21 protein-coding genes are annotated in these 19,441 nt (G+C 66.4%); 8 read left to right on the forward strand and 13 right to left on the reverse strand.

Annotated features, from left to right (window positions below):
- Positions 1 to 14 precede the first annotated feature (14 nt).
- The 7 genes from ACQY78_RS21535 to ACQY78_RS21565 all read right to left on the reverse strand — a co-directional run bounded on the left by ACQY78_RS21535 (position 15) and on the right by ACQY78_RS21565 (position 8,093).
- Positions 15 to 1,115, reverse strand: coding sequence for an ABC transporter permease (locus ACQY78_RS21535; RefSeq protein ID WP_428678495.1), 1,101 nt, complete (start codon positions 1,113 to 1,115; stop codon positions 15 to 17).
- Positions 1,116 to 1,120: 5 nt separating this feature from the next.
- Entirely contained in the window at positions 1,121 to 2,254 is a 1,134-nt protein-coding gene (locus ACQY78_RS21540; RefSeq protein WP_428678497.1) for an ABC transporter permease, read from the reverse strand.
- Positions 2,251 to 3,978: an ATP-binding cassette domain-containing protein gene (locus ACQY78_RS21545; RefSeq protein ID WP_428678499.1), complete on the reverse strand. Its 1,728-nt coding sequence runs from the start codon at positions 3,976 to 3,978 to the stop codon at positions 2,251 to 2,253. The genes ACQY78_RS21540 and ACQY78_RS21545 overlap by 4 nt, the downstream gene beginning before the upstream one ends.
- A 7-nt stretch (positions 3,979 to 3,985) precedes the next feature.
- Complete coding sequence (locus tag ACQY78_RS21550; RefSeq protein WP_428678501.1) at positions 3,986 to 4,990, reverse strand: efflux RND transporter periplasmic adaptor subunit; 1,005 nt, start codon at positions 4,988 to 4,990, stop codon at positions 3,986 to 3,988.
- A gap of 69 nt (positions 4,991 to 5,059) precedes the next feature.
- The gene (locus tag ACQY78_RS21555; protein WP_428678504.1) at positions 5,060 to 5,461 is read right to left on the reverse strand and encodes a GNAT family N-acetyltransferase; all 402 of its coding nucleotides are present in this window, start codon (positions 5,459 to 5,461) and stop codon (positions 5,060 to 5,062) included.
- The gene (locus tag ACQY78_RS21560) at positions 5,458 to 6,156 is read right to left on the reverse strand and encodes an alpha/beta fold hydrolase (protein ID WP_428678506.1); all 699 of its coding nucleotides are present in this window, start codon (positions 6,154 to 6,156) and stop codon (positions 5,458 to 5,460) included. Before ACQY78_RS21560 ends, ACQY78_RS21555 begins: the two co-directional genes overlap by 4 nt.
- An 11-nt stretch (positions 6,157 to 6,167) precedes the next feature.
- A complete protein-coding gene (locus ACQY78_RS21565; protein ID WP_428678508.1) occupies positions 6,168 to 8,093 on the reverse strand; it encodes a potassium transporter Kup in 1,926 nt (641 codons plus the stop codon).
- 148 nt (positions 8,094 to 8,241) lie between these two features.
- On the opposite strand from ACQY78_RS21565, the gene ACQY78_RS21570 reads away from it, so the two are divergent.
- On the forward strand, positions 8,242 to 9,459 hold the full coding sequence (locus ACQY78_RS21570; protein WP_428678510.1) for a cytochrome P450: 1,218 nt from the start codon (positions 8,242 to 8,244) through the stop codon (positions 9,457 to 9,459).
- A gap of 57 nt (positions 9,460 to 9,516) precedes the next feature.
- Here ACQY78_RS21570 and ACQY78_RS21575 read toward each other — a convergent pair whose 3' ends face one another.
- Positions 9,517 to 10,299, reverse strand: a complete 783-nt coding sequence (locus tag ACQY78_RS21575) for an HpcH/HpaI aldolase family protein (RefSeq protein ID WP_428678513.1) — start codon at positions 10,297 to 10,299, stop codon at positions 9,517 to 9,519.
- Between the two features lie 73 nt (positions 10,300 to 10,372).
- Between ACQY78_RS21575 and ACQY78_RS21580 the strand changes: the two genes are divergently transcribed.
- Positions 10,373 to 10,999, forward strand: a complete 627-nt coding sequence (locus ACQY78_RS21580; RefSeq protein WP_428678515.1) for a glutathione S-transferase family protein — start codon at positions 10,373 to 10,375, stop codon at positions 10,997 to 10,999.
- 100 nt (positions 11,000 to 11,099) lie between these two features.
- The gene (locus ACQY78_RS21585; RefSeq protein WP_428678518.1) at positions 11,100 to 12,074 is read left to right on the forward strand and encodes an NAD(P)H-dependent flavin oxidoreductase; all 975 of its coding nucleotides are present in this window, start codon (positions 11,100 to 11,102) and stop codon (positions 12,072 to 12,074) included.
- Here the strand turns inward: ACQY78_RS21585 and ACQY78_RS21590 are convergent.
- Positions 12,057 to 12,323, reverse strand: coding sequence for an usg protein (locus tag ACQY78_RS21590; RefSeq protein WP_428678520.1), 267 nt, complete (start codon positions 12,321 to 12,323; stop codon positions 12,057 to 12,059). The genes ACQY78_RS21585 and ACQY78_RS21590 overlap by 18 nt on opposite strands.
- 280 nt (positions 12,324 to 12,603) lie before the next feature.
- On the opposite strand from ACQY78_RS21590, the gene groES reads away from it, so the two are divergent.
- The 4 genes from groES (at position 12,604) to ACQY78_RS21610 (ending at position 15,760) form a co-directional block, all read left to right on the forward strand.
- Positions 12,604 to 12,918, forward strand: coding sequence for a co-chaperone GroES (gene groES / locus ACQY78_RS21595; protein ID WP_298311058.1), 315 nt, complete (start codon positions 12,604 to 12,606; stop codon positions 12,916 to 12,918).
- Positions 12,919 to 12,969: 51 nt separating this feature from the next.
- Entirely contained in the window at positions 12,970 to 14,610 is a 1,641-nt protein-coding gene (gene groL, locus ACQY78_RS21600) for a chaperonin GroEL (protein WP_422034087.1), read from the forward strand.
- A 233-nt stretch (positions 14,611 to 14,843) separates the two neighbouring features.
- Positions 14,844 to 15,350 carry a lysozyme inhibitor LprI family protein gene (locus tag ACQY78_RS21605; protein ID WP_428678524.1) on the forward strand — a complete coding sequence of 169 codons (507 nt, stop codon included), beginning with the start codon at positions 14,844 to 14,846 and terminating at the stop codon, positions 15,348 to 15,350.
- A 2-nt stretch (positions 15,351 to 15,352) separates the two neighbouring features.
- A complete protein-coding gene (locus ACQY78_RS21610) occupies positions 15,353 to 15,760 on the forward strand; it encodes an NUDIX hydrolase (RefSeq protein ID WP_428686460.1) in 408 nt (135 codons plus the stop codon).
- Here the strand turns inward: ACQY78_RS21610 and ACQY78_RS21615 are convergent.
- The 4 genes from ACQY78_RS21615 to ACQY78_RS21630 all read right to left on the reverse strand — a co-directional run bounded on the left by ACQY78_RS21615 (position 15,712) and on the right by ACQY78_RS21630 (position 18,368).
- Positions 15,712 to 16,785, reverse strand: a complete 1,074-nt coding sequence (locus ACQY78_RS21615; protein ID WP_428678527.1) for a hypothetical protein — start codon at positions 16,783 to 16,785, stop codon at positions 15,712 to 15,714. The genes ACQY78_RS21610 and ACQY78_RS21615 overlap by 49 nt on opposite strands.
- On the reverse strand, positions 16,778 to 17,071 hold the full coding sequence (locus ACQY78_RS21620) for a DUF1330 domain-containing protein (RefSeq protein WP_428678530.1): 294 nt from the start codon (positions 17,069 to 17,071) through the stop codon (positions 16,778 to 16,780). Before ACQY78_RS21620 ends, ACQY78_RS21615 begins: the two co-directional genes overlap by 8 nt.
- A 14-nt stretch (positions 17,072 to 17,085) precedes the next feature.
- A complete protein-coding gene (locus ACQY78_RS21625; protein ID WP_428678532.1) occupies positions 17,086 to 17,949 on the reverse strand; it encodes a sulfurtransferase in 864 nt (287 codons plus the stop codon).
- Positions 17,950 to 18,011: 62 nt separating this feature from the next.
- On the reverse strand, positions 18,012 to 18,368 hold the full coding sequence (locus tag ACQY78_RS21630; RefSeq protein WP_422034092.1) for a hypothetical protein: 357 nt from the start codon (positions 18,366 to 18,368) through the stop codon (positions 18,012 to 18,014).
- Between the two features lie 127 nt (positions 18,369 to 18,495).
- On the opposite strand from ACQY78_RS21630, the gene ACQY78_RS21635 reads away from it, so the two are divergent.
- Entirely contained in the window at positions 18,496 to 19,434 is a 939-nt protein-coding gene (locus ACQY78_RS21635; protein ID WP_428678535.1) for an AEC family transporter, read from the forward strand.
- The last annotated feature ends 7 nt before the right edge of the window (positions 19,435 to 19,441 follow it).

The raw sequence follows: 19,441 nt of genomic DNA on the forward strand, positions 1-19,441 counted from the left end.
ACGAAGCGCGCCGCCTACTCGAGGCGGCGCGAGAACAGCCAGGTCGCGTAGCCCAGCGTGACGCAGCCGATCAGCGCCATCGGCCAGAGCTGCGGCCAGGCGAGCGCCCAGGAGAGATCCTGCAGGAAGATGCCGCGGCTCAGGGTCACCATGTAGCGGATCGGGTTGAGGTGGGTGAGGGCCTGGGCCCAGTCGGGCATGTTGGCGATCGGGGTCGTGAAGCCAGACAGCACCGCGGCGGGCGACAGGAAGAGGAAGACCCCCAGGATCGCCTGCTGCTGCGTCTTTGCGATCGATGAGATGACCAGGCCGATGCCCACCGCCGACAGCACGAAGACCGCGATGGCGACGTTGAACAGGGCGGCGCTGCCGACGAACGGCACGCCATAGGCGAAACAGGCCAACGCGGCGATGACGTTCGCCTCGACGAAACCGATGCAAAGCGCCGGCACGGTCTTTCCCACCAGGATCTCCATCGGGCGCAACGGCGTCACGAGAAGCTGCTCGAACGTGCCGAGCTCGCGTTCGCGGGCGACCGAGAGGGCGGTGACGAGCAGGATCGCCACGATGGTGAGCAGCACCGTCAGTCCCGGCAGGATGAACCAGCGGCTGTCGAAGTTGGGATTGAACCAGGCGCGCGACTGGATGTTCAGCTCGGCGATGGCCTGGCCCGCTCGCGCGAGATTGTAGCTTTCGACGATTCCCAGCGCGTAGCTCTGCAGGATGAGGGCGGCGTTCGACTTGCGGCCGTCGAGCAGCAGCTGGACGCGGGCGGGGCGGCCGGCCGCGACATCCGCCGAGAAGGTCTGTCCGACATGGAGCACCGCCTTCACTTTCTGCGAGTCGAGTGCGTGCTGGACGGCCTGCGGATTGTCGAAACGCGCGACGACGTGGAAGGCGGGCGAAGCCTCGAAGCGGCTGACCAGTTCCTGCGCCGGAGACGCCCGGTCCTCGATCCAGAGGCCGAGCGCGGCATCCGTGACCTCGAAGGTGGCGGCGCTGGCGAACAGAATGAGCTGCACCAGCGGCGGGACCACGAGCACCATGCGGCTCTTGCGGTCCTTCCACAGCATCTTGAATTCCTTGAGGATCAGCGCGGCGATGCGGCGCCACATGGTCGTTACTCCAGACTGCGGCGGGTGCGGGCGATGGCCAGCGCGAGAAACAGGACGGCGAAGCCCACCAGCATGGCGAGGTTGGGCAGCAGCACCGGCCAGACCGTGCCCGCGAGGAACAGCGTCTGCAGGCTCGACACGAAGTAGCGGGCCGGAAAGACCGTCGTCACGGCCTGTACCCAGCGCGGCATGCTCTCGATGTCGAACATGAGGCCCGACAGGATCAGCGCCGGCATGAAGGTGACGAGGAAGGCGAGCTGGGCGGCGACGAACTGGCTGCGCGCGACCGTCGAGATCAGCAGGCCCATCGCCAGGGAGACGATGAGGAACACCGAGGAAATGGCAATCAGCACCTCGGCCGAGCCCCGGAACGGCACCTCGAAGACGACCAGGCCGATGAACACGGAGACTGCGAGGCCACCCAGTCCCAGCACGAAGTAGGCGACCAGCTTGCCGAGCAGGATCTCGGTCATGCTGGCCGGGGAGGCGAGCATGGCCTCCATGGTGCCGCGCTCCCATTCGCGGGCGACCACAAGGGCCGTCAGCAGGGCGCCGATCATGGTCATGACCATCGCGATGAGGCCGGGCACGATGAAGTTGGTGCTGCGGATCTCGGGATTGAACCAGTAGCGGTTCTCGATCGTGACGGGCGACACAGCCGGCTGGGCGCGATCGCGCCGATGGCCCAGCAGCCACGTCGCGACGACACCCTGGGCATAGCCGGTGACGATGCGGGCATTGTTGGCATCGACGCCGTTGACCACGATGGCGATGTCGGCCGCGCGGATCGGATCGGCCACGCGCCGGGAGAAGTCGCTGCGCAGCACCACGAAGCCTTCGATGTCACCGCGCATCAGGGCGGCTTCGGCCGCCTTCGACGTCAGGAAGGAAAACGGACGGAAGTAGGGCGTGTTAGCGAAGGCCTGGAAGAGGCCGGCCGACTCGATGCTGCGGTTCTCGTCGACGATGCCGAAGCGCACATTGCGGGCGTCGAGAGAGATGCCGAAGCCGATCAGCAGGAGCAGGACCACGGGCATCACGAGCGCGATCGCGATCGACGAGGGGTCGCGGACGATCTGCACGAACTCCTTGTGCAGCAGCCCGCCGAAGCGACCGAAGAAGGCTCGGGGCGATGTCATGCGGCTGCCGCGCCTTGCGGTTCCATGTCATGCTCGCGGATCAAGCCTACGAACGCGTCTTCGAGCGTCGGCTCCGGCAGATCCGCCGTGACGAACCGCTGCTTCATGGCATCCGGACTGCCGGAGGCGATCATCCTTCCGGCATAGACGATGCCCAGCCGGTCGCAGTATTCGGCTTCCTCCATGAAGTGCGAGGTCACCAGCACCGTGACGCCGCCCTCTGCCAGCGCGCCGATGCGCGACCAGAATTCCCGCCGCATCAGCGGATCGACACCCGAGGTGGGCTCGTCGAGGAACAGGACCTGCGGTTCGTGCATGAGCGCGCATCCGAGCGCCAGGCGCTGCTTGAAGCCGAGCGGCAAGCTCCCTGCCTCCAGGTCGGCGACGGCCTCGAGGTCGAAGCTCTCGATCGCCCAGGCGATGCGGCTCGACCGACGACGGCCGGCCAGGCCGTAGACGCCGCTGAAGAAGTCGAGATTGTCGCGAACCGACAGGGTGCCGTAGAGCGAGAATTTCTGGGACATGTAGCCGATGCGTTCGCGTGCCGTGGCGCGGGCGCGCCCGAGATCGACGCCGGCGACATGCGCCGAACCGGCGCTTGGCGCGAGCAGGCCGCAGAGCATGCGAAAGGTCGTGGACTTGCCCGCACCGTTGGGGCCCAGCAACCCGAAGATCTCGCCGGGCTTGACGGTGAAGCTCACCTTGTCGACCGCGCGGAATTTTCCGAAGTCGCGCGTGAGGTCGCGGGCCTCGATCGCGATGCCGTCGCTGGAAAGGGCTGAGCTCGCCTGCATCGCCGGCGCTGCGAAGGGCGGCCGATCGGCCAGGAGCAGGCTCACGAACGCGTCCTCGAAGCGGGGCCGCGTCGGACGTGCGGTCGCGCTGGCGCCGGCGAGTGCCGCGACGTCGGGGAGGACCCGCCCTTCCTTGAGGACGAGCCGCAGGCTGCGGCCCTGGATGGTGGCGTCCGCGACGGCGGGCAGCGAGGCGGCTTCACGCTGAATCCGATGCCGCTGCCCCTCGGGCAGGTCGATCAGGAAAGTGCGCCCCTCCAGCCGGCGCGTGAAGTCGGCAGGATTGCCGGAGGCAAGAAGTCGGCCACCATCGAGCAGAAGGAAGCTGTCGCACCGTTCGGCCTCGTCGAGATAGGCGGTGCTCCAGACGATGGCGACACCTGTTCCCGCCATCGTCCGCACGATGCGCCAGAGTTCGCGTCGGGAGGCGGGATCGACGCCGGCGCTCGGCTCGTCGAGCAGCAACAGCTTCGGTCGCGGCAGCAGGGCACAGGCGAGCCCGAGCTTCTGCTTCATGCCGCCCGAGAGCTGCCCGGCCAGCCGGCGGGTGAAGGGCGCAAGGCCCGTGAACTGCAGCAGCGTCGCGAAGCGTTCGCCGCGCGCTGCCTTGTGCAGCTCGTGGAGATCGGCCTGGAGGTCGAGATTCTCCTGGACCGTCAGATCCTCGTAGAGCCCGAAGCGTTGCGGCATGTAGCCGATGTCGCCGCGCACCGCGTCCCGGTCCGTGGCCGCGTGGCCCAGGACCTCCAGCGTTCCCGTGTCCGGCGTGAGCAGGCCGGCGATCAGGCGCAGCAACGTGGTCTTCCCCGCACCATCCGGGCCGACGAGACCGGTGATCTGGCCGGCACTGACGGACGCCGTCACACCCGAGAGCGCGGCCGTCGTCCCGAAACTCTTGCCGAGGCCGGTGAGGGTGACGCTTGCGGGCATGGCCAGCCTAGCTGGCGCCGAGCGGGACGCGGACCGTGACCGGCATGCCCTGGCGCAGGCGATCGTCGGGATTCTTGATGAACACGCGCAGGCGATAGACGAGCTGGGTGCGCAGTTCGGTGGTCTCGACGGTCTTCGGCGTGAACTCCGCGGTCGGAGAGATGAAGCCGATCCAGCCCTCGTAGGGTCGGGTCGGGTCGGTGTCGGTGACGACGGTCACCGCCATCCCGGGGCGGATGCGACCGAGGTCGGGCTCGGAGACATAGGTGCGGACCCAGACCTTGTCGGTGAGCGATAGGGTAAAGATCGGATTGGCGGGGCTGACCATCGCGCCCGGCTCGACGATGCGGCTGAGCACGATTCCCTCGGCCGGCGACTTCAGCACCGTGTCGGCAAGCCGCCGCTCCGCCAGCGAAAGAAGCGATTCTTCCGAACGCAACAGGGCCTTTGCCTGGTCGATATCCTCCCGGCGGGGGCCGATCTCGGTGAGCCGCGAGGCCTGCTGGGAAATGTCGAGACGGGCCCGTGCCGAATCGTAGCCGTTCTTCGCCTCGTCATAGAGCTGCCGCGAGACGTTGCCGCCGGCCAGCAGTTCCGTCCGGCGCGTGAGCAGGAGTTCCGCGTCCACGACGGCGGCCCTGTTGGCATCGACCTGGGCGCGGTCGCGGGCGATTTCCTCGGGGCGGCTGCCGGTCTCCAGCCGTTCCACGGCCGCGCGCTGCGCCTCGACCCGGGCCCGGGCGAGGGAAGCGGCGTCGCGATAGGTGTCGGCCTCCATCACCGCCACTGTCTCGCGTTCCTTCACCGCGTCGCCTTCCTCCTTGCGCAGTTCCTGGAGGCGGCCGGTGGCGTTGAAGGCGAGGTCGACCTGGCGGATGTCGACGTTGCCGTACAGGGTGAGGAACGTCGGTTGGGCCCGCGGCCAGAAGCGGTAGGCGGCACCACCGCCGGCGGCCAGCGCCACGACGAGCAGCGCGACCAGGATCGGCCAGCGGCGGCGAGACTGGGGCATTCCTTACTCCACGCATCAATTGCTGCGTGGAGACCTAGAACCATTCGGCGTTCCGCCCCTTGATGTCGGTCAAGCCTGCCGGCGATAGAGGAAGCAGTTGTCGGCCTTGGGCATCTTGATGCCTTCGTAAAAGGTCATCGCCGTCGGCGCGGAGAGCAGCAAGGTGGTCGTGTTCGGGCCACCGGCTTCGCTGCGGGTCATCTCGATCAGGCGACGGCCGATGCCCTGGCCCTGGCAGGCCTTGTCGACCGCGAGGTCCGACAGATAGCAGCAGAAGCAGAAATCGGTGAGCGAGCGGGCAAAGCCCACCAGCTTGCCGTCCTGACGCGCGGTCAGGATCAGGTTGGCCTGCTTCAGCATCTGTTCGATGCGGGGACGGTCGGTGATCGGGCGGTTCAGGCCGGACTTGGCGACCACGTCGATATATTCGTCGGCGCCGAGATCGTCCTCGCGGGCATAGATCGTGTTCATTGCGTCAGCCATCTCCTCAGGGCGGCCGATACTTCGGCCGGTTTCTCCAGCGGTGTCATGTGCCCGGAGTCGTCGATGACCTCGAGGCGGGCGTTGGCGATGTCGCTGGCCATCTCCTGCGCGCGCGGCAGGGGCGTGACCCGATCCTGGCGGCCCACGATCACGAGCGTCGGCATCTCGATCTCGACCAGGAGCGGACGGCTGTCGGCGCGGCCCAGAATGGCCTGCTGCTGGCGCACGAAGCCGTCGCCGCCGATGTCGCATGCCATGTCGAAGAGTGGTTGCGTGATGCTCGCGTCGCCAACCCTCGACGGGTGGACGAGTTGCGGCAGCAGGGTCGGGTGAATGCCGTGGAAGCGGCCGATCCGCGTCTGCTCGATGAAGCCGCGCCGCCGTGCGGCCGTTTCCGGCGAATCGGGGGCGGCCTGGGTGTCGATAAGGGCAATGCGTTCGACCCGCTCCGGCGCGCGACGGAGAATCTCGAAGGCGACGTAGCCGCCCATCGAGAAGCCGCACAGGGCGAAGGTCGGTGGGGCCTCGGCGAGCGCAGCCTCGGCCATCGCCGCGATCGTGTCATGGTGCCAGAGCTCGGGGATGGTGAAGGAGGCTACGTCCGCCAGCGCTTCGACCTGGGGGGCGAAGACGCGGCGCGTGTTGAGCAGGCCCGGCAGCAGCACGAGTGGAGAACGCGACATGGCGGGCGGCCTCAGATCTGGATCTGGTTGCCGAGTTCGATAGCGCGGTTGGGCGGGATACGGAAGAAGGTCTTGGTGGCCGAGGCCGAATGGGAGAGCGAAATGAACCAGTCGCGGCGCCAGCGTCCGAGCCTGGAATGCTGCGACGGCACCAGGGTCTCGCGGCCGAGGAAGAACGAGGTCTCCATCTCGTCGTAGGCGATGCCGTGCGGACGGCAGGCCCGTAGCGCCTCGGGAATGTCTGGCTGCTCGGTGAAGCCGTAATGCGCGATCACCGTATGGAAGCCCTTGCCCAGCCGCTCGACCTCGACCCGGCTGGCGTCGGAAACGACGGGAACGTCCATCGTGTCGACCTGCAGGATGATGATGCGCTCGTGCAGGACCTTGTTGTGCTTGAGATTGTGCAGGAACGCGGCCGGCGTGTGGCTGGCGTCGGCGGTCAGGAAGACGGCGGTGCCCGCCACGCGATCCGGCGCGCGCTCCATGCGCTCGAGGAACTGCTTGAGCGGCAGCGAGCCCTCGCTCAGCTCCGCCGCGACCAGCCGGCGGCCGCGGCGCCAGGTCATGATCGTGAAGTAGATCAGGAAGGCCACGATCAGCGGCAGCCAGCCGCCGTCGGGGATCTTGAGGGCGTTGGCGATGAAGAAGGCGAGGTCCGGGATGGCCAGGAAGCCGAACACCGCCGCCGCCAGGGGCCACGACCAGCGCCACACCAGGATCGCCACCGCCATGGCCAGAGCCGCATCGACCAGCATGGCGCCGGTGACGGCGAGGCCATAGGCGCCGGCCAGGGCGCCCGACGAGCCGAACCCGACGACCAGCGCCACGACACCCGACATCAGGAGCCAGTTCACGCGCGGGATGTAGATCTGGCCGATTGCCGTTTCGGACGTGTGGTGGATTTCCATGCGCGGGAGATAGCCGAGCTGAATGGCCTGCCGGGTCAGCGAGAACACGCCGGTGATGACCGCCTGCGAGGCGATGACGGCGGCGAAGGTCGAGAGCACCACCAGAACGATGATGTAGTCCTTCGGCACCAGTTCGAAGAAGACCTGATGCACGACGGTGGGATTCTCGATGATGAGCGCGCCCTGGCCGAAATAGTTGAGCAGCAGGCCCGGCATGACGAGACCCAGCCAGCCGATGCGGATGGGTTTGCGGCCAAAATGACCCATGTCGGCGTACAGGGCTTCGGCGCCGGTGACGGCCAGCACGATCGAGCCGAAGGCCCAGAAAATGCCGAAGCCCTGGTCGGTGACGAGATAGTAGGCGTGGATCGGATTGATGGCCGCCAGGACGGAAGGGTTCTTGACCACCTGCCAGGCGCCGAGCACGCCCAGCACCAGGAACCAGACCAGCATCACCGGTCCGAACAACCGGCCGACATCGGCGGTGCCGCGCGCCTGCAGCATGAACAGGGCGACGAGGATGACCAGCGACAGCGGCAGGACATAGGGCGTTAAGGCGGGCTCGGCCGCGGACAGGCCCTCGACGGCGCTCATCACGGAGACCGCGGGTGTGATGATCGCGTCACCGTAGAACAGGGCCAGCCCGATCACCGCCAGCACCACGATCGACCGGCGGACCTTCTTTGCCTTGCCGTTAAGCCCGCGGGTCGCGAGCGTCGCCAGCGCCAGGACGCCGCCTTCGCCCTTGTTGTCGGCGCGCATGATCAGCACGACGTATTTGATGGTGACGGTCAGCGTCACCGCCCAGAACAGCATCGAGAGCACGCCCAGCACATGCTCGCGCGTCGGCGCCATTCCGCTGCCATGGAGGAAGGTCTCGCGCAGCGCGTAGAGCGGGCTGGTGCCGATATCGCCGAACACGACACCGAGCGCCCCGAGGACCAGGGCCGCACCCACGGGATGGGCAGCGTGCTGGTGACCGGTGGCGGCTTCGGGCGATGAGGATTGGCTGGTTTCGGCTGGTGCCATGATGTCAAACGCCGCCTCGGACGGCGGCGCGGCGAGGGTGTGCGCTTAGCGCCTTGCGCTGTCAACGAGCCAAATAAGGCACCGTTGCGGCGAAAGCACTTGACTTGGAGCGGCCTGAGGGGCGGCCTTGGGGGCAGGGAGGCTACCCATGCAAAAACATGTCGAAGAACATGCCGACGTCAGCCAGCCCCGGCTCTATCGTGAGGACAGCTGGGGGCCGCATTTTGCCCGGCTGCGGCGGCAGGACCCGGTTCACTGGCATGCCGAGAGCCCGTTCGGGCCCTACTGGTCGGTCACACGTCATGCCGAGATCATGAAGGTCGAGCTGGACCCGGCGACCTATTCGTCGGCGTCCGAGCTGGGTGGGATCCAGATCACCGACCAGCCGCAGGGCGAGGAGCTGCCCAACTTCATCCGCATGGACCCGCCGCGCCACACGGCCCAGCGGAAGACCGTGGCGCCGATCGTGGCCCCGTCCAACCTGGCCAACATGGAAGGCCTGATCCGGCAGCGCACCGGGCAGGTACTCGACGGGCTGCCGACGGGCGAGACGTTCGACTGGGCCGACCGGGTGTCGACGGAGCTCACCGCGATGATGCTGGCGACCCTGTTCGACTTTCCCCAGGAGGATCGGCGCAAGCTGACCCGCTGGTCCGACGTGGCGATCTGCAACATCGAGGCCGAGGACGCGATCGTGAAGACCAACGAGGCGCGGATGGCGGAACTCCGGCAGATGGCTGAGACCATGGCGGCGCTCTGGCAGGAGCGCGCGGCGCGGCCGCCGACCTTCGACCTGATCTCGATGATGGCGCACAGCGACGCCACCCGGAACATGCCGACCCGCGAGTTCATCGGAAACTTCGCGTTGCTGATCGTCGGCGGCAACGACACGACGCGCAACTCGATGAGCGCGGGCCTGATGGCGATGCTCGACAATCCGGCCGAGGTCGACAAGGTGCGCGCCGACCCCGGCCTGATGCCGAGCCTGGTGTCGGAGACGATCCGCTGGGCGACGCCGGTGATCCACATGCGGCGCACCGCGCGCCAGGATTGCGAACTGGGCGGCAAGCAGATCCGGGCCGGCGACAAGGTGGTGATGTGGTACGTCTCGGGCAATCGCGACGAGGCGGCGATCGACGAGCCGGAGCGCTTCGTCGTCGGCCGGCCGAAGGCGCGCCAGCATCTTGCCTTCGGTGCCGGCATCCATCGCTGCGTCGGTGATCGTCTGGCCGAGATGCAGATCCGGATACTCTGGGAGGAGCTTCTCAAGCGCGACCTCGAGATCGAGGTCGTCGCGCCGCCGGTGCGCCTCTACTCCAACTTCATCCGCGGCATCCGCTCGCTGCCGGTGAGGATTACGAGCTAGCGCTCTACAAGCCTTTCCTCCCTCGTTTGACGGAGGAGGTGAAGTTGTTTTCGAACTTCAGGACGACGAGCCGCGGATCGTCTCGACGCCCGCCGCAAAAGCCTGCTGCAACAGCCAGACGTCGCCGGCGATCGAGACGAAGTCGTAGCCGAGTTTCACGAACTGCGCGGCCTGCCTGGCATCGACGGCGAGGCGGCCGGCGGACTTGCCGTGTTTCTTCGCCGCCGCGATCGTCGCCCGCTCGGCGCTGAGGAAGTCGGGGTGGTCGAAGGCGCCCGGCTCGCCCATGGCGACGCTGAAGTCGTTGTGACCGAGCCACAGCATGTCGACACCCGGCAGGGACGCGATCTCGTCGGCCGCGGCGGCGCCGCGCGGATCCTCGATCTGCAGGATGATGGCGGTGCGCGCGTTCTGTTCGGCAAAGCGCGGCAGCAGCGGTTCGGAGCGCCGCGCGAAGCGCTCGTGGGCGAGGCCCAGCGCCACGCCACGCGTGCCGTCGGGCCAGTACTTGGCGGCGTCGAGCACGGCCCTGGCCTGCTCGACCGACGAGACGATGGGGACCATTACGCCGTCGGCGCCGGTGTCGAGCGCGCGAGAGATGTGATGACGTGACTGTGAGGGCACGCGCACGACCAGCGGCAGGTTTGCAGCCTGCATGTAGCGCACGACCTGGCGCACGGTATCGAATCCGAAACCGGTATGCTCCATGTCGAGCACCGCGAAGTCCGCGCCCGCGGCTTTCAGGATCTGGCCGATTCCCGGCGTGGCGAACTCGAACAGGAAGGTGCCGATCTTCGTGGGACCGGTGCCGACGAGCGCGCGAAGTCCATTGCCTGTCATTGTCGTTTCCCCCTTATGGACGCGATGCTAGCGTGGACCGTCCCCACGACACACCTTCTTTAGGGAGAGACTCATGAAGCTCTATTACATGCCCGGCGCCTGCTCGATCGGCATCCACGTCCTGCTCGAGGAAATCGGCAAGCCCTACGATGCCCACAAGGTCGACGGCGCCAAACAGGAGCAGTACGGGCCCGACTTCGTGGCGCTCAACCCGAAGTCGAAGGTGCCGACCCTGCAGCGCGATGACGGCTCGGTGCTGACCGAGTTCCCCGCGATTGCCGTGTGGCTCGCCCGCAAGAATCCCGAAGCCGGCCTGCTGCCGTCGGATGCCGATGACGAAGCGCGGGCGCTGGAGGCGATGGACTACGCGGTGTCGACCATGCACATGCAGGGCTTCAGCCGCATGTTCCGTCCGGGCAACTTTGCGCCCACCGAAGCCGACCACGACAAGGTCAAGGCGCGCGGCAAGGAGATCATGGAGAAGGGCCTGGCGCTGATGGACAAGGCGCTCGAGGGCAAGGAGTACCTGGCGGGCAAGTTCTCGGTGGCCGATGCGGCGTTGTTCTACGTCTCGTTCTGGGCCGCCGCCCGCATGAAGATGCCGCTGCCCAAGAACGTGGCCGCCCACTACGAGCGCATGAAGGCCCGTCCGGCCGTGCAGCGCGTGCTGGAGCAGGAAGGCCTTTCGGCCGCCGCCTGAACGCCGCGAGACCCGCGCCGTCCCGCTGTGCGGGGCGGCCCGGCCGCGATCTTGCGACGGCGATCTTCGGTGCCGTCGCGCGCTGAGCTAAGCTCGGGCCATGTCCTTGCCCGCCTCCCTGCGCGACCGCCTCCGCCTGCCGCTGATCGCGGCGCCGATGTTTCTCGTCTCCGGCCCGGCCCTCGTGACGGCCGCCTGCCGTGCCGGCGTCGTGGGCTCCTTCCCGACCGCCAACTGCCGCACCGTCGAGGAACTCGATGCCTGGCTGGCCGGCATGGCAGACGATGCCAAGCGCGCCGCCGATACCGAGGGCCGCGCGCCTGCGCCCTGGTGTCCAAACCTAATCGTGCATCGCTCCAACCCGCGCGTGCTGGAGGATCTCGCCGCCGTGCTGCGTCACAAGGCGGAGATCGTGATCACGTCGGTCGGCTCCCCCGAGCCGGTGATGAAGCCGCTCAAGGATGCGGGCTGCCTCGTGTTGGCCGACGTGGCCTCGGTGCGTCATGCCGAGAAGGCGGTGGCGGCGGGCGTCGATGGGCTGGTGCTGCTGACGGCCGGCGCTGGCGGCCAGACCGGCTGGGCCAATCCCTTCGCCTTCGTGCGGGCGGTCCGGGCATTCTGGGACGGAATCGTGGTGATGGCGGGCGGCATGGCCGACGGTCACGCCGTCGCGGCTGCCCAGGCCTTGGGCTGCGACCTTGCCTATATGGGCACCAAGTTCATCGCCACGCGCGAGAGCCTGGCCAAGGACGGCTACAAGCAGATGCTGGTGTCGAGTCGCCTCGACGACGTGCTGCTCACGCGCGCCTTCACCGGACTGGAGACCAACATGCTGCGCCCGTCGATCGCCGTGGCCGGCCTCGATCCGGACAACCTGCCGGCGCGCGGCAAGATCGATATTTCCAAGGACATCAACGCGGCCGAGCGCGAACGGCCGGACGCCAAGCGCTGGAAGGACATCTGGAGCGCCGGCCATTCGGTTTCGGGCGTGGCGGACGTGCCGTCGGTGGCGGCGCTGGTCGAGCGCACCGCCACCGAATACGACGCCGCCTGTCGCTCAATGCAGCGTGTATAGCCCGCAGGAGAGGCGAAATTCGGCAGGTTTGATCAGCTGCGTGTTGGCGACGGTCACCTTGTGCAGCTTGCCGTCGAGATTGCGGTCCCAGAAATCGAGGAACTTGGTAAGGGCGGGGAAACGAGGGGCCAGATCGAGGTTCTGCCAGAGGAAACTCTGCAGGACATGCTGGTGATCGGGCATCCAGTAGAGGATTTCGGCGGTCGTGATGCGGTAATCGTTGAGCTGCGCAACAAAACTACGATCCATTTAGACCCTCCTTGACTTGGTGCGCGTGGAAGAATAGTCACGCACCGCTCTCGGAAAATCAGCAAAAATCGTTCCAGATCAAATAGTTAGCAGCAGTCCTGCCTGATTGCTGCCAGTGCGAACCTGGTTTGGGAACCTTTCGTGGCCTGTCTTGACTCAGGCACCCGACAACCCTAAATCCCGTGCGCCATTGGCACTCACTCTCTGAGAGTGCTGATAGCACTACATTCACCGCGGCCGTTCGGTCGCGCAGGGTCAATCATTCACTGGAGGAAGAACCATGAAGTTCCGTCCGCTTCACGACCGGGTCGTGGTCAAGCGCGTCGAGGAAGAAGGCAAGACCAAGGGCGGGATCATCATTCCCGACACCGCCAAGGAAAAGCCGATGGAAGGCGAGATCGTCGCCGTTGGTCCGGGCGCCCGCGACGAGAAGGGCAACCTGGTCCCGCTCGACGTCAAGAAGGGCGACCGCATCCTGTTCGGCAAGTGGTCGGGCACCGAGATCAAGCTCGATGGCCAGGATCTTCTGATCATGAAGGAATCCGACATCATGGGCATCATCGAGGGTTCCGCCTCGATGAAGAAGGCCGCCTGAGCTTCGCTCGGCATCACTGAAAACCAAAACGACATTCGAGAGGAATAGAAAATGGCAGCCAAGGAAGTCCGCTTTAGCGCCGACGCACGCGAGCGCATGCTGCGCGGCGTCGACATTCTCGCCAACGCCGTCAAGGTGACGCTGGGCCCGAAGGGCCGTAACGTTGTCATCGACAAGTCGTTCGGCGCACCGCGCATCACCAAGGACGGCGTCACCGTCGCCAAGGAGATCGAGCTCGCCGACAAGTTCGAGAACATGGGCGCCCAGATGGTGCGCGAAGTGGCCTCGAAGACCAACGACATCGCCGGCGACGGCACGACGACGGCGACCGTTCTCGCCCAGGCGATCGTGCGCGAAGGCGTGAAGTCGGTCGCGGCCGGCATGAACCCGATGGACCTCAAGCGCGGCATCGACCTCGCGGTCGAGGCGGCCGTCGAGGACATCAAGGCGCGCGCCAAGAAGATCACGGGCACGGACGAAGTCGCCCAGGTCGGCACCATCTCGGCCAACGGCGACAAGTCGATCGGCAAGATGATCGCCGAAGCCATGAAGAAGGTCGGCAACGAGGGCGTCATCACGGTGGAAGAGGCCAAGAGCCTCGACACCGAGCTGGACGTCGTCGAGGGCATGCAGTTCGACCGCGGCTATCTCTCGCCGTACTTCATCACCAACGCCGACAAGATGATCGCCGAGCTCGACTCGCCGTACATCCTGCTGTTCGAGAAGAAGCTGTCGGGCCTGCAGGCGATGCTGCCGGTGCTCGAGGCGGTCGTGCAGTCGGGCAAGCCGCTGCTGATCATCGCCGAGGACGTCGAGGGCGAGGCCCTGGCGACCCTGGTCGTGAACAAGCTGCGTGGTGGCCTGAAGATCGCCGCTGTCAAGGCGCCGGGCTTCGGTGACCGTCGCAAGGCGATGCTCGAGGACATGGCGATCCTGTGCGGTGGCCAGCTGATCTCCGAGGACCTCGGCATCAAGCTCGAGAACGTCACGCTCGACATGCTCGGCAAGGCCAAGAAGGTCATCGTCGAGAAGGAAAACACCACGATCGTCGACGGCTCGGGCAAGAAGGCGGACCTCCAGGCCCGCATCAGCCAGATCCGCGCGCAGATCGAGGAGACCACTTCGGACTACGACCGCGAGAAGCTCCAGGAGCGCCTGGCCAAGCTCGCCGGCGGTGTCGCGATCATCAAGGTCGGCGGCGCCACCGAAGTCGAAGTGAAGGAAAAGAAGGACCGCGTTGACGACGCCATGCACGCCACCAAGGCTGCGGTGGAAGAGGGTGTTGTCGCCGGCGGCGGTTCGGCCCTGCTCTACGCGATCCGCGCGCTGGACAAGGTCCGCACCTCCAACGACGACCAGAAGGTCGGCATCGAGATCGTGCGTCGTGCGCTGCAGGCGCCCGTCCGCCAGATCGCCGAGAACGCCGGCTACGACGGCGCCGTCGTGGCGGGCAAGATGCTCGAGCAGAAGGACACGAACTTCGGCTTCGACGCCCAGAAGGGCGACTATGTCGACATGATCAAGTCCGGCATCATCGATCCGGTGAAGGTCGTTCGTACGGCCCTGCAGGACGCCGCTTCGGTGGCCGGTCTGCTGGTCACGACGGAAGCCATGATCGCCGAGAAGCCGGAGAAGAAGGCCCCGATGATGCCGCCGGGTGGCGACGGCGGCATGGGCGGCATGGACTTCTAAGTCCAGTCTTCTCAGACAAGTTGGAAAGGCCGGGGAGCGATCCCCGGCCTTTTCTTTTGGTTCGCGCAGGCGGAGCACCAAACTCTTCACCTTCCCCGTCAAACGGGGGAGGCCGGGAGGGGGAAAGCAAAGGACGGGGTTCGAGCTATCCGCGGCATTTCTCGTGTCGAGGTTGTATGATCGGCTGCCGGGGGAGGGCTGAAGGAATGCGATGGCTCTGGGTGGCAGTTGGAATGTTCGCTGCGATGCCCGCTGGTGCGCGCGAGGCGCGTGACTACAAGGCCAGTGAACAGTCGATCGTGAACTGCATCGAAGCGGCCGAGAAGGCTCTGCTGCAAACAGGCGTAGACATCACGCGCCAGTGCATCGGCATCGAAACGCGCAACTGCGATCAGACCTCCGAGGATACGTACCAATCGAACAAGCAAATGTATTGCGCGTCCGCAGAAGCCGAAGTCTGGTCCAGGCTTATGGAAGCTGCCCTTGCCACGCTCATCACGCGCTATTCGGCGTGGGATGCGGAGGGAGGCAATAAGCAGACGGGCGTCGCATATGAGCCAGTCGTTCCGGCTTTGAGGCAGGCACATGAAGCCTGGGAGCAACGTAAGGACTGCGAGTTCGCTCGCATCCAGCCCGGACAGGGAACGGACAAATACGATGTGCCGGCGCGATGCGCCCGAGATCAGGTGGCGGATCGCGCGTTGCTGTATCGTCGATGGCTAACAAGACAACCTTACTGATCATGAGCCACCATCCCCTCTCGATCAAAGGCGTGTTGCTTCACGATAGTCGCGTGCTTCTACTTCTCAACGAGCGCGACGAGTGGGACCTGCCCGGCGGGCGTCCCGATGCTGGCGAAGATCATCGGGCGGCGCTGGTGCGAGAGGTGCGCGAGGAGACGGGGCTAGCCGTCGAAGTCGGCGCCCTCATCGACGAGCATCTGTTCGAGGTTCTGCCGCAGCGTTTCGTGCGGATCGTCGCCTATGCCTGCACGCTGGTGACCGAGGGCACGATTGCCCTCAGTCCTGAACATCGCGAAGCGTGCTGGGTGGAGCTCACGGTGCTCGGCGAGCGTATCGCCGGGCGCTCGTTGCCGGTGGGCTATCTCGGCGCGATCCGCCAGGCCGCCTGCCAACCCTTCTCGCCGTAGCTGCGACTCGTCTCAAGCTTGAGGAAGCGGTCGTGCGCGCCGGCGGCGCCGAGCCACAGCTCGTTCCAGGCATCGAAGCCGGCCAGCGGATCGGCGAGCTGAAGCTCGCGGGCCAGTTTCCAGCCTTCCATGCGAACCACGACTGCGCCGTCTTTCTCCTCCGCCGAGACCTGCTCGCCCTCGGCCGCAAGAATCGTCGTCAGCCAGCGGGCGAACAGGCGGGCGCTGTCGAGATCGCCGGTTTCGACATCCGTCGGCAGGTCGATCTCGCGCGCGGTCTCCTCGTGGAACTGCAGCCCCACCAGACGCGCCACGCGGCCCATCTCGAGCTGGGCGTCCTGCGGGCCTAGAAGGTCCTGCAGCACCGGCAGCATGGTCTGCACGTAACCCATCGCGTAGGAGCGGTAGGTGCGCAGGCGGCGCTCCTCGGGCCAGTTCTCCGTCGCGAGCTTCGGCTGCGTCTTCCAGTCGATGCGCGGCATCTCCTCGTCGTAGGCGAAGCGTACGCGCTCCTCCTCCTTCAGGGGGCGGCCGTAATCGTAATAGTAGCCTTCGAGGCCCGGCTTGCCGTCGACCGTCATGCCGGTGCAGACGAAGCCGAGGCCGGGGTTGTTCAGCGAGACGCCGTTGTGGCCATGCCAGCCGTGCAGGAAGGCCGCCGACACTTCGTGCGGCACGGCGGCGATCGCGGTGCCCTTCCACATCCAGCGCGGCGGCGGGTAGCGCACCCACGCCTTCGTGTCGCTCTCGCGCAGGTAACCGGTCTTCACGCCGCCCAGCGCGTTGGAGTGATAGTGGTAGAGGGCGCAGGCCGGTGCATCCTTCTCGCCCGCGAGGCCGAGCTTCTGGAGGCCCGGCTTGAACTTCTCAAGGTGCTGCCGGCGGAAATGGCGGAAGATGTATTCACGCGCCGTGTCGCTGCCGCGTCGGGAGACGAGGCCGAGGACCAGTGCCGTCATCAGCGCATTGTAGAGGGTGCCGACCGCCCTGCAGGCGGCAGCTTCAGCCCCCTGTCGCTCAGCCATGATGGCCGTCGATCAGGATCGCCTTGGAATGACCCGCCTTCAGGCGCATCGCGAGGACGGGCTTGTATTCCTCGGAATGATAGAAGCGCTCGGCCTTGGCGCGGTCGGGGAATTCGAGCACGACGACGCGTGCCGGCGTCCAGCCGCCTTCCAGGCTGGTGCAGTGGCCGCCGCGCACGATGAACTTGCCGCCGAACTTGGCGACGAGGCCCGGCGTGTGCTTGCGGTACTCGTTCATCAACTCTTCGTCCTTGGTGTCGATCTCGACGATGATATAGGCCGTCACGTCTTCCTCCCTCGTCAGCCGGTTTCCATGGGCAGGGCGGGGTCGTTTGCCCATTCCTGCATGGAATTGTCGTACACCGAGACGTTCCTGTGACCCAAGAGGGCGGTGAGGACGAAAGCGTCCAGCGTGGCGGCTATGCCGCCGCCGCAATAGACCAGCACGCGCTTGTCCGGGGCGGCGCCGACGCTCTCGAACGCGGCACGCAGCTCGGCGATCGGCTTCAGGGACTTGTCCGGCCCGAACAGGCTGGCGGCCGGGACGCAGGATGAGCCGGCGATGCGGCCGGCGCGGCCATAGACCACGCCGCCGGTGCCGCTGTGCTGGTCGTGGCTCAGGGCGTTGAGGGTCAGCGTCGAGGGATCGCCGATCGCGCCCTTGATCGCGTCCTTGCCGACGAAGATCTCCCGCCGGCCGCGCAGCGACAGCGTTGCCGGCGGATGGGTGACGGGCTCGGTCGACAGCGGGCGGCCTTCCGCCTTCCACTTGTCGAGGCCGCCATCGAGGATCGCAACCTCGTCGAAGCCGACGGCGCGCAGCATCCACCAGATGCGGGTCGCCCAGACCGGCGACGCATGGCTGTAGAGGACCACGAAGGTCCCGTGGCCGACGCCCTTGGCCGCGAAGGCCCGGGTGAGGTCCTCAAGCGACGGCAGGGTGAAGCGAAGCGGTGAGGTCGTGTCGGAAAGGTCGGCCTGAAGGTCGAGATAGGCCGCGCCGGGAATGTGACCCGTGTCGTAGTTGGCGCGCCCGCTTTCGGCGATGTAGCGGCCGTCGGGTCCGGGCTTCAGGTAGGTGGTGCAGTCAAACACGCGCAGGGCAGGGGCGCCGAGCTGGCGTGCGAGATCGTCTGTCGTGATCAGGTTGGCCGAATGGGCCATGTCGCTCTCCCGGGGTTGGGGAGAGCGGAGATTAGCGCGGTTCCTGGCGGAGGCGCGCTAAATCAGATCGTCTTGGAGGGCAGCGGCGGAACGCTGACCGGACCGGACGAGGGCGCGGCGGCGGTCGGCGCCGGCGCAGAGGCCGGCGGGAGCTGGCCGACGTCGGGCGACTTCGGAGCGGCCGGCGTGGTGGTGGTCTTCTTCGTCTTCTTCGACGGCGCCTTCGCGACCTGCACCTTCTTCAGGCAGGCACTGCGCTGCGAGCTGCTCTTGATCTTGTTGCAGGAGGCAGTCGTGGCCGTCTTCGGCTTGGCGGTGGGGGTGGTGGTCGGCGCAGGCATGGTTTCGTCCTGCGCGAAGGACGGGGCGGCAAAGGCGACCGCAGCCAGGGCGGCCATGCTGGCGATCAAAAGACGCATGAAATTCTCCCGGGCCGCTTGCGGTGAGGGGACGGGTGCGGCCTCGCTGTATCTGCAAAATGCTATGTGATTTGTGGTATTTATGTCAAATTCTTAATGAGTTAGAGCAACTGCAATCGGAAAGCCTGTGCAGGCCATCTTCAACGTCGCCTTTCCGATCTTCGGCGTCATTCTGGCGGGCTATCTGGCTGGCCGCTGGCGCATCCTGGGGCCAGAGGCGACCACGGCGCTCAACGCCTTCGTGAGTTACTTCGCCCTGCCGGTCCTGTTCTTCGGGACCCTGGCGCGTACGCCGGTGACGGCCGTTCTGGATCCCAGCCTCATGGCGGGCTTCGGCATTGCCGTGGTCGCGACCTTTATCGTCGGCATGATCACCACGCGGCTCGTTTCGCGGGGCGGTCTGGCGGCCATGAGCCTGCAGGGAATTGCGGCCTCCTGGGGCAATGTCGGCTACATGGGCGTCCCGCTCTGTCTCGCGGCTTTCGGCGAGCAGGGTCTGCCGCCGGCCATGCTCACGGTGATCGTGACGGCCGTCGTCTCCATGGTGTTCGGCGTCATGCTGATCGAGCTCGAGGTCGCGGCCGGGCACGGTCCGGTGCGGACCTTCCTGCGCGCTGCCTTCAACGTGGCCCGCAACCCGCTGCCGGTTTCGATCGCGTTGGGGATCCTGGCCTCCTGGGGCGGCCTGCCGATCCCCGTACCGTTCGAGAAATGGCTCGACCTCATGGGCGCCGCGGCGGCGCCCTGCGCGCTGTTCGCCATCGGCCTGTTCCTGTCGGACAAGTCGATCAAGAGCGGTCTCGCCGAGGCGGGCCTCGCCACCCTGATCAAGCTGCTGCTGCAGCCATTGGCGGCGCTGGTGATCCTGCCTTTCTTCGTGCCCCTCGATTCGATTGCGGGCAAGGTGGCGCTGCTGATGGCCGCGCTGCCAACGGCTGCCAACGCCTTCGTGCTGGCCAAGCAGTTCGATGTGTCGGTCGAGCAGAATACCGCGTCCGTTCTCCTGTCGACGGCCTTCTCGGTGGTCACGGTTTCTGCTTTGCTGGTCTGGCTGCGCGTGACCTGACGACGAC

This window comes from Reyranella sp., from assembly GCF_965279625.1.
GTDB lineage: Bacteria > Pseudomonadota > Alphaproteobacteria > Reyranellales > Reyranellaceae > Reyranella.